Consider the following 13,707-nt stretch of genomic DNA (forward strand, 5'->3'; position numbering starts at 1 on the left):
CTAACGACTTTCGGTTAGCTGATATTCTTCATCCTTTTATCTCCGATAACGTTTTTAGAAGTATCTCGAGCTCGCCTCGTGCCCCGATCGTTATCCGTGCCCATGTGTCGCCAAAGGGTACTCGGCGAACCATTACACCGCGCTCGGCGAGCCTGTCCACAACATTGTCTATGCGGGTGTCTACTAGGACGAAGTTCGTCCAGCTCCTATAGGGCTTCATTCCGAGGGCTCCTAGGTGTTCCCGTAGCCATTCCCTTCTCTCAGCAATATTCTCAACGATTTTCTTGAAGATGTTCCTGCAGCCTAGCGCAGCTATGGCGGCTGCTATACTGGTGCGCGGCATGGGGAAGGGGGCTAGGAACTTCCAAACAGCGTCGCGAACATCCTTTGCGGCTACCAGGTAGCCTATGCGGAGCCCGGCGAGCCCGAAGGCCTTGCTAAAGGTCCTAGTGACGACGATGTTGCTGAACTCGCTCACTAGGTCTATGACGGTTTCTTTGCTGAACTCGTAGTAGGCCTCATCAACTACTACGAGCCCCCTCGTGTTTTCCGCTATGCTAGCTATCGTTTCTCTGTCGAACAAGAGGCTGCCCGTAGGGTTGTTTGGGTTATCTATTACGACTAGTTTCGCGTTCTTCGCCTCCTCGAGGAACGCGTCTCTATCAACGCACCACTTGTCACCGCACTCCCTTAGAGGAGTCTCACGGTACCGTGCGCCGCTTAGCGAGGAGTAGACCCGGTACATTGAGAACGAGGGGGCAGCTGCTACGACTACGTCGCCTGGGTCGAGAACTGCTTCGAACAAGGATCTTAGCAGCGCGTCACTGCCCGGGCCGAAGGCTATGTTATCTCTACTTATACCAGTGTACTCCGAGAGCCCGTCCAGGAGCTGGTTGTACATGTTCTTCTCGGGGTACCGGTTTGCTCTACGAGCCTCCTCTAGTATAGCGTCAACTATGCACTGGGGAGGGGGTTCAGGGTTCTCATTGAGATCAAGCCTGGCAACTGTGTCACGAGAATAATCGCGTGGCTCGTAAACCGGTGCTTCTCGGACCCATTTTCTTATAATCATCACCGTGGACACCATTCCGCGGCTATTCCTCGATATCCTTCTGGCTACAGGCGCCTCTCCCCTGGTGCTAAGGGATTTAAAGATACCAGTCCTCGGAGGGCCGGGGACGTTTCCTCGCAGAGGTAAGTCCTTTAGCCGCGTCCTTGATACTCTGACGCGGTACTGTGTGCGGCTTCTTTATTGCGCTTGTCGCCGTGCTTGGAGGCGTCGGCCTGGTGGTTGTTCCTAGCAGGCGGTTCGACGAGGCAAGGTTCGTGTTAATGGTTGTTGAGGCGCTTCGCTTGGCGAAGCAGAGGCATAGTTACCGTGAATTATCAAGGGCTACGGGGATTCCAGCGCCACACCTTTCGCGCTACGTGACTGGTAGGGGCTTGCCCTCGCCGGAGAAGGCCAAGGTTATCCTTGACGCTATTTGGCGCCTAGAGAACCCGCGCAGGGTGCTTGCAGAGCGCCTCGCCGAGACCGGAGGCGTTCTCGACACAAGTGTTATTCTAACCGATCCCCTGTATCTCCTACTGGTCTCGCTCCACTACGCTGACAAGATACGGGGCAAAAACATCACGAGGATACTTGTGCCCGAGGCGTCAGGTATACCGTTCGCCACCGCCATGAGCATGGTGATTGAGAGGCCCTTTACCGTGGCGCGCCGCGGACCAATAACCGATAGCGATGTGTGCAGCTCAACTATACCCAGCTTCTGCATACCTCGCAACACACTTTCAAGGACAGATAATGTACTCATAGTTGACGACATCGTTGAGACCGGGAAGACGCTGAAGGCTCTCCGCGACCTAGTAGAAAGAAGTGGCGCCAGAATAGCCCATATCGCTGCAATCGTGGTAGTTGGCGAGGAATGGGTTGAAATAAGCGGGTTCCGGGAAGTAGACGCACTGGTTATCCTCACAAAGCCAGGAGCCAGGCGCGTACCGAGCCTCTAGGACCAAAATATTGGGCGGGATAGGCAGGCACTCAGAGCGGCCTTTGGCCCTTATTTCTCCTCGCCGCGCTTCCCAAGCTCTTCCTCGAGCTCACGTATTCTTTCATCAATAGCCTTTATCTGCTCCTCTATCATCTTCTTCATTGCTTCTAGCCACTGCTTCTGCGCCCTAAGCATCTGCAGCTCTACTTCCGGGCTCAGTGGAGCCATGCCGGGAAACGGTGGCGGAAACGCCCAAGGAGCACCAGGTGGCGGCGTATACTGAGGCGCCGGTGGAGCTGCTTCAAATCCAGGGTACGGTGCATGGTACGGAGGCTCTTCCTCCGGCGTTGGCAGCGGTTCCTCTCTTCTACCGCGCCTCTTGCGCCCGTATCCGTATCCGTAGCCTCCTCCCCACCAACCCATGGCTATCTTCCCAAGAATATAGTGGATGCGGGCGCGTAGATATGTTGTAACCCGCTCAGCAACCAGGGTTCCTGCCAGACGGTTTTTGCCTCTTTAGACTCTAGTACATGTTCTTCAGCAGGGCTCAACACTTACCAATCCCTTGAAGAACACTTTGAGTGTCATCTCATCCCCGTTATCCTTCTCGATCAGGGGCTCTACGCGGTAAGCATAGAGTTCTAGGCTGTTGCGGTGCGCGCAGAGGAGGCGGGAGAACACTGGATCAACTACGCGGTTAGGTTTCAGTATATCAGCGTCTGGTCTGAGAACGGTGAATACTATTGCGGCGCGTGTGCCGTTCTTGGAAGCCGTGACTAGGACCTCTATTTGGCGTCTAGCTCTCTGGCTCGGTGCATCGGGGAACAATGCTACACGGTCGATTACGAGGTTTGTTGACTTTACCTCTATGAGTACAATGTTGCCAACACTATCGGTTGCTATGAAGTCCACGCGTGTCCCATTGATCCACTTCTCCGCCGTAAGGCTGCTTATGCCCGGTATGACTCTGTGAGCCACTAAGGGGAAGAGTTTGTTCCCGAATCTCGTGTCCTCTAAAACTATTGTACCAGTGCGTGGCTCCTCTACCGCCACGACGTCACAGCTGGTTTTTCTCCCAGGACGCCAAGAAGGTCTGTAATACACCCTTGTACCCGGTTTTAGCAAGTGTGTTAGCCTGCCTGGATCATGTATATGGCATTGTACTTTGTCCCGGCCAGTTGAAAGCATCACAGTGAAGCGCTTAATCCTCGCAACCAGCTCTGCACTCCTAACATGCTCTATCGAGACTATAGGCTGCTCCACTCTACGGAACCCCTAGAGACGCTGCGGCTCTTACCCCTAATCAGCTACCATGTCCAGGTCAACTATATAGGGGGCGCAAGGGCGAGATATAGAATCTGAAAGAGTGGCCGCGCTTACCAAGAGCCCGTGATAGTGTTTTGACACTGCCATGTAGGACGTGGTGAACAGGGCTATGAGCGATATAGAGGAGAGGCTGTTAAGCTTTCTCAAAGAGCATCCAGGAAGTAGCCCGCGCGAGATAGCAGATGCTCTTGGAGAGCCGCTGCAGAAGGTGAGAAGTGTACTTGCGAAGCTGCGCGATCGTGGCCTCGTGGCGCGGGGAGATGAAGGGAAATACTACGCTGTAATGCCGGCGCTGCGCGGCCTTCCTCGGAGAGATGTTAGGAAAAACGTTGTGCACCGGCTGAGTCCTGATGTAGAGGCGCTCCTCGTCGCCATAGAGGAGCTCAGAGCCCGCATAGAGATTCTCGAGAAAAGAGTTGAGGAGCTAGCAAAGGAGCTAGAGTACTTGAAGACAGCTGCTGCCCAGGACTAGTGCAAGACTATGTCTCGAACCAAGCATATAGGAGGCTCTTGCAGCAGTTGTTGCCAAGCGATAGTGCTGACAGCAGGGCACGGCATCGCTGGGAACAATGTTTCGTATCTATAAGGGCTATAATTTCAGCTCATCTAGGCTTTCGTAAAAAGTATACGATAGTAAAGGCCTAATTACGATTCACCGGTTAGTACTCGTGCTATGCGAGGCGTGACTAGTTCTACTAGTTCGCCTTGGCCTCGCGATAGCTCTTCCGCCTCTACTAGTGCGAAACCCCCCGCCTTGATCTTTATGGCTCCTCCCCCGATGAGGCAGGAGACTATTAGCTCTATGCTCGGCGCGTGGCCTACGAAGACTGTTTCCGGCTCTGCTCCAAGCTCTTCTATGGCTTCGCAGCTCGCCATGCCGGGGGAGAGCTGCTCGACTACCCTGACTTCGCCGCCCCTTACCTGTGCAATTATTTCTGCTGTCTCTCTTGCCCGTCGGAGAGGACTCGTATAGACTACTTTCGGCATGAACGGTATGAGCTTCGCCACTAGGGCTACGTCTTTCCTACCTTCCTCGGTTAGCCAGCGCTCTTCGTCGCTACCGGCCACGCTGGCTGGCACGGCCTTCCCGTGCCTCATGAACACATAGAGACCCATAACGGCATCACCCTCCATACGTGCATCATATGTGCACCGGCGGAAGGGGGGCTAGTTCTCCGCTGCTATCCATGTCTCTATGTTATCTATATCCACGCCTATTCTTTATGCTTTGGTGGACGCCGGCCCAGCGCCTTCAGCAGGCAACGTGGGCGGAGATTGAAGGCTGGCACTTTTTTACGATATTCTGTGTACTCTTTGCCGAACCTGGTTATGCTCTCCTTCTCGTCAATGGTTACAGCGAGCACGAGTACCAGCACGGCCTCGGCTACGCCAACTATTATTGAGCAGCTAGTAGAGGCGAGAAGGCCGAGCGAGAGGGGGAACAATGATAGGAATAAGTGCATGGGGTGCCTCATGCACGAATATGGGCCTTCTCTCACGAGTCTTGTTGGCTCCCCTGGGCCTCTTCCGCGGCGGATAGGGTTGCCGTAGACTGCGAGATAGCGGCCAGTCACAGCCGCGCCACGCATAGATATGAGGAGCAAGATGGCGCCAAGCAAGCGACACCACAAGGGGTCGCAGATGTTTACGGGCTTGGAGACTATCCCGCAAATCACGATAACTATTATCATGCCTAGCCATGCTGCGCCGCGCAGACGGTTACTTATAATCAAGCCCCTTCAGCACCTACACGAGCCTAGCCCTATGTACGAAAATGCTTGTGCCCAAGCTTAAGGTCTTCGGGGAACTCATTGGCTGCTCTTCGGCCAAGGAGTCCTCGGAGCCGCCAAGACCGCTACACGATGAGTGCGGAAACAGCACCAGCCGCTATGAATTCTCATTTAAAGCCCTAGCCTGAAGAGTCCAGGAAGCCAGCACTCGCATGATACTTGCTGCACATGGCTAGGAGAGGATAACCGGCTTGAACAGGGCCCGGAGTCTGTTACTAGCATTTTTCGCGCCGCTAGCATGGGCTACTAACGTGGTTGCCTCAAGAGTGATAGTAGTCAATGGTGTTGATCCTTTCGCGCTAACAGCTATACGGTGGCTCCTTGTCGCGGTAATGCTGGCTGGATACTCTTTTGCACTAGGCCTTGGCGTCCCCCTTGGGAGGAGGCTTCTCCTGGCAGGGCTCCTAGGCATAACACTGTTTAACAACTTATTGTACGTTGCCCTGCGATTTGCACCTGCAGCACTAGTTGGCCTCACCTTCGCCCTATTACCAATAGTCACCATGCTCCTAGCCGAGGCCATGGGCCTTGAGAAAGGCGACAATATACTGTACCTTGCCGCAATCCTTGGACTACTGGGCGTCACGCTTATCGAGCTTGGGTCCTACAAGGGCTCGCTCCACGGCGGCAAGGCTTGGCTAGGAGTACTGATAGCCGTCATAAGTGTATTCGTCTGGGCTCTTTACACGATAGAGTCCAAGAAGCTGATGCGCGGCCTGCACCCATTAGCGGCGCTTGCCGGGAGCACCTTGCTCAGCACACCCTTCAACATAGTCGTCGCTCTTCCACAGCTACCGGGATCAGTAATAAGGCTCGCTGAGCCTAGACTACTCGTCTTGCTCCTCTACATTGTCGCCGTACCCGGTTTCCTCGCCTATATCGCATGGTTTCACGCAGTAAAGGCGCTAGGTGCGTCGACTACAAGCTTGTTCGTAAACCTCTTGCCAGTATTTACGACGATACTCGCATGGATACTCCTGGGAGAAAGGCTTAGGGGAACACAGCTCGCCGGGGCCATACTTGTCTTCACCGCGCTCGGCTTAGCAACGATAAGGTATGCCAGGATAACGTACTATACACCGCGCACACGCGGGGCACGAGCCCACTGAGACCCTATGGGGAGGAGAAATAACGGAAAACAACACTCCGCGGTCAAAGAGGATTAAGGGCTGGTATCAGCTGCCCGTAGGCGTGGAGCCGGCTTGGAGTGGCTCGAGTTCGTTATCAAGCCGAGTAACTATATCTCGTCGCTCTGCTACTCGGTATTCCGCATAGAGCCCTTCAAGACCTGCAGCTACGCGTGCATCTATTGCTATGCTAGGTGGTACCGGGGGCCCCACGGAGCCCCGGCCGCTAAGCCGTGGGTGCCCCGGCTCTTCGAGAAGCTAGCGAGAAAGCTGCCCGATGATCTACCTAGGCCGTTTTTCCGGCTCTCAACGCTGAGCGACCCCTTCCAGCCAGTAGGGGGCAAGGTCTCCGGGGTCGTCAAGGACATTCTCCGGGCCGCTCTCCGCCACCAAGTACCCCTAGTTGTTAACACGAAGGGACTCGTCACAAGAGACTCGGAAGCGCTAAGCCTCATACTGAGCCTAGCAGACCACGGCCTCCTCCTACTACAGTACACTATCGGGTTCGGCGACGGCGTCGCCCAGCTACTCGAGCCCGCGGCACCGCCGCCCACAGAGAGGCTCCTCGAAGCAGAGCAACTATCAGAGCAAGGCGTGCCCATCATTGTGCGTGTGCAGCCACTCATACCCGGCTTAGAGGAGGAGCACTTGAGGGCGGCAGAGGAGGCTCTCAGCCACGGAGCAAAAGGCCTCATAGCAGAGCCCATTAGAGAGATAGGGAACGGGCTGCAAATGCTCTACCAGGTGCTTGGCTTCAACGAGCCCGCTGGGTGCTGGGAGCCCTACCAGCTAGGCGAGGAGCCTGGGAGAGAGCCGCTGCTCCACCCCTGCCCCGAGTGGAGGCTCCACGTGCACGAAGCACTGGCATCGGTAGCGGCAAGGCATGGTGCACCCTACGCGGCGTGCAAAGACACCATACTCGCAGCCCTCCCCGCGGCAAAATGGTATCGCCCGGGGAGAACGTGCTGCCTGGAGTGGCTCGCGTACCGCGAGGAGCCATTGCTCCGCCCGACTCTCCACGAATACGCGTACCTCGGCTGGCCGGATAAGGCGCCCCAGCAGCTCTGCGAGGAACTAGGCCCGCCATACGTGTGCGGTGAACAGCTAGCAAAATACCCTAAGCCAATACGTAAAGGAATACAACAGCACATGAGAAAGCTACAGACAATAATAGAGAACAAGGAAAAGCTGAGAAAGATGCTGGAAAGGCTAGGAGACCTTAAAGATTAGTAATAAGTGCTCTGCCTGTAAATCTCGGTCTAGGGCTTACACGCTAGCTGTAGTCTCTAGCTCCCGGGTTCACGAATGCTTGTTCACCGCTAACAACTCGTAGCCACATATACCTTGTTTCCACAAGGTAAGACTCGGCATCAACTCTAAGCAAATATGTGTGCCACGGCTCGAGAAGCACTACTTTTCCAACTCTATCGTGAACTATCTCTATGAAGAGAAGGGAGCTAGTTATTCCTATCATGGTTATCCTTACAAGGCTCCCATGCCTATAGGTAAACAGTATTGCCTCTGCATGTGGCCAGCAATAGTAGCCGCACTCCGCCCTGAGCCTAGTATCAGCAACCACGGCACTAAGCCGCTCTCCGCCAAGATGGACAACAGCGTGTCGCAGAGGAGGAGCAACAAAAATATTGATACCCGTAAGAACCGGCTGAAGCATGACGGCAAGGAAGAGCCAAAAACCCAGCTTCTTCAGCTTCTTAGCAGCAACCGCTACTCCGATGGCCTTAAAGGCGCTATACGTAGCCCAGGCAGTTGCAGAATACAATACAGGATACTCCCACGGGTAAAGCACAACCTCGCCAGAGCTGCGTAGAAACCACAAGAGAAACTGAGAAACAAGCACCACAGAGACCAATACAATAATGCGGCCAAGCGAAAAGCGACGACCCAAAACATGGTAGAGGAGCAAAGAGAGTAAGATTAACCCCAAAACCCCTATCTCCATCGACGAAACCCCAACAAGACACTCCAAGGCAAGAGATATCTTACTTTATGTCACGAGAATTCTATAGACCCACCTTGGCTTAACACGTCCACGATAAAAACAGCTACAATGACCTTGCTTGATGATTATATATGAGAGTTAAGGGCAACGACAGAATAACAGTAATGACGAGGAGCATCCATCGTATAAAGAGGCTTTTGTTCCGAAAGGAGTGGCGGGCCCGGGGGGATTTGAACCCCCGACCACCGGCTTAGGAGGCCGGCGCTCTATCCTGGCTGAGCTACGGGCCCACGTGGGACCCGCGGTGTCTGTGTTCCCGTGTTTGTAGGTTTGTTGTTCATTGTTGCTGTCTTAATAGTTTTTCTTGGCTGCTGGGCCGGTCATGTTTGTTTCGTATTTTTTATAGTTTTATCACTTATTTTAATATGTTACAGTGTGGAATAGCGTGTATAGCTAATAATAAAACCCCTACTCATTCATCGGTTTACTTGAACATAGTACGGTGTCTCGCAGAGGTGTGAATTGTTGGCTTCCCGAACCGGGCTCATTATAACGTCGATAATCATTATATTGGTAATCATAGGTGCTGCATATTATCTTGCAAAGGGAGGAGGAAAGGGTACAACAACTACTTCTTCGGCCCCGGCTACGAGTACACCGAGCCCTACTACGTCTACGCCGCCGGCAACGACAACAAGCGGCGCTGGCGGTGCCGGCGGTGAATGTATTGTTAAGATCGGGTTTACGGCGTCCCTGACAGGTAAGTTGCAGAAGGAGTCTGCTGAGCAGCTTAACGGTATCAAGCTGTGGGAGGAGCAGGTTAACTCTAAGGGTGGCGTCAAGCTCCCCGATGGCAGGGTTTGTAAGATAAAGCTCGTCTACTATGACGACGAGTCTAAGAGCGCGCGTGTCCAGGAGCTTTACCAGAAGCTCATAACCAGTGACAAGGTTGATTACCTTATCAGCCCATATAGCAGCGGACTGACTGCCGCCGCTGCTGCCGTGACTGATAGCTACCACAAGATAATGATCGCGACTGGCGCTGCTAGTGACTCGATCTTCACGAAGGGCTACCAGTACGTCTACCAGCTCTACACCCCCGCCAGCAGATACATGACGCCCACTGTTGACTTGTTGATGAAGCTTGACCCCAATAATAAGAAGGTTGCACTGCTCTTCGAGAACAGCAAGTTCGCGAAATCAGTTGCAGCTGCAACTAAGAAGTACTTGGAGGAGAAGGGCTTCCAGATAGTATACGAGGACTACTACCCGCCGGGTACTACTGAGTTCTCCACCTATATAGCGAAGATAGCGTCTTCGGGAGCTACTGCTGTGTTTGGTGGAGGCCACTTCCAGGACGGCTTCAACCTCGTCAAGCAACTATACGACGCTAAGATCAAGGGCTTGAAATACGTAGCAATACTAGTGGCGCCGCCGGAGCCCGCGTTCGCGGAGCTCGGCGACGCGGCTGTAGGCGTTATTGGTCCTAGCCAGTGGGAGCCTGGAGTCAAGTACAGCCCAGATGCGGCCAAGAAGCTTGGCATAGAGTGGTATGGCCCCACTGTCGAGGAGTTTGTCAAGGCATATGAGGCCAAGTATGGGCACACACCGGGCTATCACGCTGCAGGAGGCTATGCCGCTGGCCTGCTGATACAGTACATTCTCGAGCACGCTGGGCTTGACACTGAGAAGGCTAAGCAGCTCCTAGACAACCTAGACCTAATGACTTTCTGGGGCCACATAAAGTTCGACAATACTCCGGAGAAGCACGGCCTCCAGATAGGCCACAGCATGGTACTAGTACAGTGGCAGAAGCAGGGCGGCAAACTAGTCAAGGTGATAGTGTACCCGGAGGAGGCTGCTGAAGCAGAGCCCGTGTACCCATTGCCCTGGGGCAGCTAAGGGCGACTAATCATGTAGTTTTTTACCGCTGATATTGTTTTTATCAATTCCTAACTAATATGCACGCATAGCTCCATAATAGCTTCGGTTCCATAACCGATGATACTATCTCAGGGTAGAAAGCATTAGATAAATCAAGTCTTGCTGGGTGTTGATGCCTTGGTTTCGCCCGAACTGCTGCTAGGAGGCCTTACGGCCGGACTTGTGGTTGGTAGTCTATATGGCTTAGCGGCTCTCGGGCTAAGCATTATCTGGGGCATACTTAGGGTAGTCAATCTGAGCCATGGCGCTGTCATAGCGCTGAGCATGTACGTCGCATACCTGCTTAGCGTGGAGTATGGTTATCCCTTACTCGCATCTGTGCTTATATCGATATTCTTCGGCTTCGTGCTCGGAATGGTAGCGTATTACCTCTTCGTGCACAAGGTGTTGGGTGGGCCCGAACTCGCCAGCCTCTTGTCAACGTTCGGCTTCGGGCTCATTATTCTAGGAACACTGCAGCTCAAGTTCGGCGGAATCGCGAGAACACTGCCAGTAACCACTGCAACTATAGAGGTTGGCCACGTGCCGATACGCATGGTGCAAGTAGTAGGCGCAGTAATAGCCATCGCTGTAGCCATAGCAGCATACTTGCTGATCTACCGCACATGGTTCGGCCGCGCAGTAAGAGCCGTGGTCATGAACCAGGAAGCAGCCGCGCTTATGGGCGTAAACGTGACTAAGGTGCTGATGCTCAGCTTTGCCCTAGGATTACTCTTCGCGTCAACCGCCGGAACACTGCTCGCGCTCTCCTATAGCTTCACACCAGAGACCGGCAGCATGTACGAGCTATACTCCTTCACAATAGTGGTCCTCGGGGGTCTCGGCAACCCGTTAGGAAGCCTCATAGGTGGAATCATTCTAGGTATTGCAGAGCAGCTCACAAGCATAGTGGCGAGCGGGAGCTGGGGGCCCCTAGTTGCATTTGTTCTGCTGCTGGTGATGCTGGTGATTAAGCCTACAGGACTCTTCGCAAAACTATAGGCGGGGTGATTGCCATGGAGGCGGCGAGAATAGTTAGTGAGCTCCGAAAGGGCAGATACATAACAAACATCATTGTCGCTGCAGTTATAGTCCTACTCCTAGGCCTCGGCATAGGCTCTATCTACTCGGAGTCATTAGCCTACTACAGGGAGACCCTAACCACATTCATGGTGTTACTATCAGTTGTCCTCGGCCTCAACATCATACTAGGCTATACTGGCTACGTGAGCTTCGGCCACGCAGTGTTCTTCGGCATAGGCGGCTACACTGCAATGGTGCTGATGTACTACTATGGAGTAAACATCTACCTTGCGATGATAGCTGCTGCACTAGTAGCTATGGCCACCGCGTACCTAGTAGGCCTAATCGTGCTTAGGCTGCGGGGAGCATACTTCGCGATCGCAACAATAGCTGTCTTGGAAGCCTCCCGCGTCATCGCGGAGAACATTAACTATCTTGGAGGAAGCGAGGGGCTCCAGCTCCCCGCGACATACTATAGGGGCTACCATATCGCCGGGTACAGCGGCCTAATGGCGGTACACTACATAGCCTACTTCCTGCTAGTAGCAACTATAACTGTCGGGCTACTTCTCAACCTCTACGTGTCTAGAAGCAAGTTTGGCGCCGGACTGAGAGCGATAAGGGAGGACGAAGACGCAGCCGAGGCAATAGGTGTTGACACGTGGAAGTATAAGACGTTGGCCTACGTCCTCAGCGCTATTCCGCCAGCCCTAGCGGGCGCAGTAATAGCTTGGAAGAGGATGATAGTGCTTCCGGGAGAGTTCTTTAACCTAGAGCTAAGCATCAAGGCAATAATCTCGGTGATGCTCGGCGGCTCCGGCACCGTGACAGGAACACTTGTTGGCGCGGCAACATACCATGCAGTAGAGACATCATTCCTAACCAGCTTCCCCTCGTTCCACCTCATCATATTCGGCGCAGCAATAGCAGCAATCGCCGAATTCCTGCCAATGGGTGTAATAGGGTGGCTCCGCTTGAGGAGCGCAAAGCTCAGATTCCTCCTCGAGTGAGGTGATAACCATGATAGTCCTCCGTGTAGAGAATATTCACAAGAGCTTTGGAGGAGTAAGGGCACTCCAAGGAGTTTCCATGAGCGTTGAGGAGGGAGAGATAGTTGGCCTCATAGGCCCCAACGGCGCGGGCAAGACGACACTATTCAACGTGATAACAGGGTTCTATCCGCCGGACAAGGGCCGAGTAGAAATCTTCGGCAAGGACGTGACGGGGTGGCCTCCGCACCGTGTAGCTGGCCTGAGAGTCGCCCGTACCTTCCAGATACCCAAGCCCTTCCACGACCTAACGGTCTACGAGAACGTCCTGGTTTCGATAAAGTTCTCTAACCGTAAGCTCAGCGAGCTAGAAGCGGCAGAGGAGGCTAAGCGCATACTCGAGTTCCTTGACCTCGACAAGTACGCCCACATGCTGGCAGCGCAGCTCAACGTCGCGCTTGAGAAGAGGTTGGAGCTTGCGAGAGCGCTTGCGAGGAGCCCGAAGCTCTTGTTGCTCGACGAGGTTCTCGCAGGCCTAAACCCGGCTGAGGTATCGTTTATGCTCGAGAAGATAAGGAAGGCTAAGCAGGAATTCGGGCTAACGATAGTAATGATAGAGCACGTCATGCACGCGGTGATGAACCTGGCTGATAGGATAGTTGTCCTACACCTTGGACGCAAGCTTGCAGAGGGGACACCGGAGGAGATAGCGACCAATCCACAAGTTATTGAGGCCTATCTAGGTGACCCCAAGCTCGCACTCGCGTTCGTCAAGAAGTTTAAGGAGGGGGCAAAGGCATGACGGAGCCCCTGCTACGGGTAGAGAATCTTCACACAGGGTACGGGAGAATACCAGTACTTTGGGATGTCTCGCTGAGCGTGGAGAAAGGAACGATAACAGCACTAATCGGCAGCAACGGTGCAGGAAAAACCACGACGCTTAGGGCCATAGCTGGTATCCTACCAGCCTGGAAGGGAAGAATAGTATTCGAAGGAAGGGATGTGACGAAGTACCCGAGCTATAAGAGGGTGGAAATGGGCATAGTTCTTGTCCCAGAGGGGCGCGGCCTCTTCCCGCAGATGACTGTATACGAGAACTTATTGATGGGCGCCTATAATCCTAGAGCGAGGCTAAAGATCCCGGAGAGCCTTGAGAGGGTTTTCAACATCTTCCCTAGGCTAAAGGAGCGACTGAACCAGAAGGCTGGAACGCTTAGCGGCGGCGAGCAACAGATGCTCGCCATTGCGAGGGGGCTTATGGCGCTCCCGAAGCTGCTGATGATAGACGAGGCGAGCCTAGGTCTCGCGCCAAAACTCGCCCTCGAGATAATGGATCTAGTCAAGAGGATACGCGAGGAGGAGGGACTAACGATTCTCATAGTAGAGCAGAACGTCCACTATGCACTCAATACCGCCGACTACGCTTACGTGTTGGAGACGGGCAGAATACGAATGAAGGGCCCTGCAAAGGAGCTTGCAAAGAACCCAGAAATAATTAAGGCTTATCTAGGAGTAGGGTAGCCATTAAACACGTAGTCGACCTCGCTAACGATTTTTCCTAGGACCCTTGTTCTGCCT

15 protein-coding genes and 1 tRNA gene are annotated in these 13,707 nt (G+C 53.8%); 9 read left to right on the forward strand and 7 right to left on the reverse strand.

All coding sequences use genetic code 11. The features are described from left to right. Positions 1-28: 28 nt before the first annotated feature. Positions 29-1,087, reverse strand: coding sequence for a histidinol-phosphate transaminase (hisC, locus tag SBG41_RS06620; protein WP_317894770.1), 1,059 nt, complete (start codon positions 1,085-1,087; stop codon positions 29-31). Positions 1,088-1,236: 149 nt separating this feature from the next. Here hisC and SBG41_RS06625 point away from each other — a divergent pair, with 149 nt between their 5' ends. Further along, complete coding sequence (locus SBG41_RS06625) at positions 1,237-2,010, forward strand: phosphoribosyltransferase family protein (protein ID WP_317894771.1); 774 nt, start codon at positions 1,237-1,239, stop codon at positions 2,008-2,010. Positions 2,011-2,060: 50 nt separating this feature from the next. Here the strand turns inward: SBG41_RS06625 and SBG41_RS06630 are convergent, their stop codons facing one another. Further along, positions 2,061-2,414: a hypothetical protein gene (locus SBG41_RS06630; RefSeq protein WP_317894772.1), complete on the reverse strand. Its 354-nt coding sequence runs from the start codon at positions 2,412-2,414 to the stop codon at positions 2,061-2,063. Positions 2,415-2,528: 114 nt separating this feature from the next. Next, entirely contained in the window at positions 2,529-3,254 is a 726-nt protein-coding gene (gene sfsA / locus SBG41_RS06635; RefSeq protein ID WP_317894773.1) for a DNA/RNA nuclease SfsA, read from the reverse strand. Between the two features lie 172 nt (positions 3,255-3,426). Here sfsA and SBG41_RS06640 point away from each other — a divergent pair, with 172 nt between their 5' ends. Further along, on the forward strand, positions 3,427-3,789 hold the full coding sequence (locus SBG41_RS06640; protein WP_317894774.1) for a MarR family transcriptional regulator: 363 nt from the start codon (positions 3,427-3,429) through the stop codon (positions 3,787-3,789). A gap of 173 nt (positions 3,790-3,962) precedes the next feature. Here SBG41_RS06640 and SBG41_RS06645 read toward each other — a convergent pair whose 3' ends face one another. Beyond that, complete coding sequence (locus tag SBG41_RS06645) at positions 3,963-4,433, reverse strand: SixA phosphatase family protein (protein ID WP_317894775.1); 471 nt, start codon at positions 4,431-4,433, stop codon at positions 3,963-3,965. A 98-nt stretch (positions 4,434-4,531) separates the two neighbouring features. Beyond that, positions 4,532-5,050: a methyltransferase family protein gene (locus tag SBG41_RS06650; RefSeq protein ID WP_317894776.1), complete on the reverse strand. Its 519-nt coding sequence runs from the start codon at positions 5,048-5,050 to the stop codon at positions 4,532-4,534. Between the two features lie 248 nt (positions 5,051-5,298). Here SBG41_RS06650 and SBG41_RS06655 point away from each other — a divergent pair, with 248 nt between their 5' ends. Both SBG41_RS06655 and SBG41_RS06660 read left to right on the forward strand, forming a co-directional pair. Continuing rightward, positions 5,299-6,216 (forward strand): DMT family transporter, encoded by a 918-nt coding sequence (locus SBG41_RS06655; protein ID WP_317894777.1) that lies wholly within the window; start codon positions 5,299-5,301, stop codon positions 6,214-6,216. A 93-nt stretch (positions 6,217-6,309) separates the two neighbouring features. Continuing rightward, complete coding sequence (locus SBG41_RS06660; protein WP_317894778.1) at positions 6,310-7,464, forward strand: radical SAM family protein; 1,155 nt, start codon at positions 6,310-6,312, stop codon at positions 7,462-7,464. A 43-nt stretch (positions 7,465-7,507) separates the two neighbouring features. Here SBG41_RS06660 and SBG41_RS06665 read toward each other — a convergent pair whose 3' ends face one another. Together SBG41_RS06665 and SBG41_RS06670 are read right to left on the reverse strand one after the other, a co-directional pair. Continuing rightward, positions 7,508-8,014 (reverse strand): hypothetical protein, encoded by a 507-nt coding sequence (locus tag SBG41_RS06665; protein WP_317894779.1) that lies wholly within the window; start codon positions 8,012-8,014, stop codon positions 7,508-7,510. Between the two features lie 392 nt (positions 8,015-8,406). Next, a tRNA-Arg gene (locus SBG41_RS06670) sits at positions 8,407-8,484 on the reverse strand. A gap of 235 nt (positions 8,485-8,719) precedes the next feature. Between SBG41_RS06670 and SBG41_RS06675 the strand changes: the two genes are divergently transcribed. The 5 genes from SBG41_RS06675 (at position 8,720) to SBG41_RS06695 (ending at position 13,650) form a co-directional block, all read left to right on the forward strand. Next, entirely contained in the window at positions 8,720-10,096 is a 1,377-nt protein-coding gene (locus SBG41_RS06675; RefSeq protein WP_317894780.1) for an amino acid ABC transporter substrate-binding protein, read from the forward strand. Positions 10,097-10,255: 159 nt separating this feature from the next. Next, entirely contained in the window at positions 10,256-11,119 is an 864-nt protein-coding gene (locus SBG41_RS06680; protein ID WP_317894781.1) for a branched-chain amino acid ABC transporter permease, read from the forward strand. A 14-nt stretch (positions 11,120-11,133) separates the two neighbouring features. Continuing rightward, the gene (locus SBG41_RS06685; RefSeq protein ID WP_317894782.1) at positions 11,134-12,150 is read left to right on the forward strand and encodes a branched-chain amino acid ABC transporter permease; all 1,017 of its coding nucleotides are present in this window, start codon (positions 11,134-11,136) and stop codon (positions 12,148-12,150) included. A gap of 10 nt (positions 12,151-12,160) precedes the next feature. Further along, positions 12,161-12,931: an ABC transporter ATP-binding protein gene (locus SBG41_RS06690; RefSeq protein ID WP_317894783.1), complete on the forward strand. Its 771-nt coding sequence runs from the start codon at positions 12,161-12,163 to the stop codon at positions 12,929-12,931. After that, positions 12,928-13,650 carry an ABC transporter ATP-binding protein gene (locus SBG41_RS06695; RefSeq protein WP_317894784.1) on the forward strand — a complete coding sequence of 241 codons (723 nt, stop codon included), beginning with the start codon at positions 12,928-12,930 and terminating at the stop codon, positions 13,648-13,650. Before SBG41_RS06690 ends, SBG41_RS06695 begins: the two co-directional genes overlap by 4 nt. The last annotated feature ends 57 nt before the right edge of the window (positions 13,651-13,707 follow it).

Source organism: Pyrofollis japonicus, from assembly GCF_033097485.1.
Lineage (GTDB): Archaea > Thermoproteota > Thermoprotei_A > Sulfolobales > Pyrodictiaceae > Pyrofollis > Pyrofollis japonicus.

What these genes read in the sequence shown, in the direction of transcription:
- SBG41_RS06695 (WP_317894784.1), top strand. Translation starts at nt 12,928, where the DNA reads ATGACGGAGCCCCTGCTACGGGTAGAGAATCTTCACACAGGGTACGGG.
- SBG41_RS06645 (WP_317894775.1), bottom strand. Translation starts at nt 4,433, where the DNA reads ATGGGTCTCTATGTGTTCATGAGGCACGGGAAGGCCGTGCCAGCCAGC.
- hisC (WP_317894770.1), bottom strand. Translation starts at nt 1,087, where the DNA reads ATGGTGTCCACGGTGATGATTATAAGAAAATGGGTCCGAGAAGCACCG.
- SBG41_RS06690 (WP_317894783.1), top strand. Translation starts at nt 12,161, where the DNA reads ATGATAGTCCTCCGTGTAGAGAATATTCACAAGAGCTTTGGAGGAGTA.
- SBG41_RS06630 (WP_317894772.1), bottom strand. Translation starts at nt 2,414, where the DNA reads ATGGGTTGGTGGGGAGGAGGCTACGGATACGGATACGGGCGCAAGAGG.
- SBG41_RS06685 (WP_317894782.1), top strand. Translation starts at nt 11,134, where the DNA reads ATGGAGGCGGCGAGAATAGTTAGTGAGCTCCGAAAGGGCAGATACATA.
- SBG41_RS06640 (WP_317894774.1), top strand. Translation starts at nt 3,427, where the DNA reads ATGAGCGATATAGAGGAGAGGCTGTTAAGCTTTCTCAAAGAGCATCCA.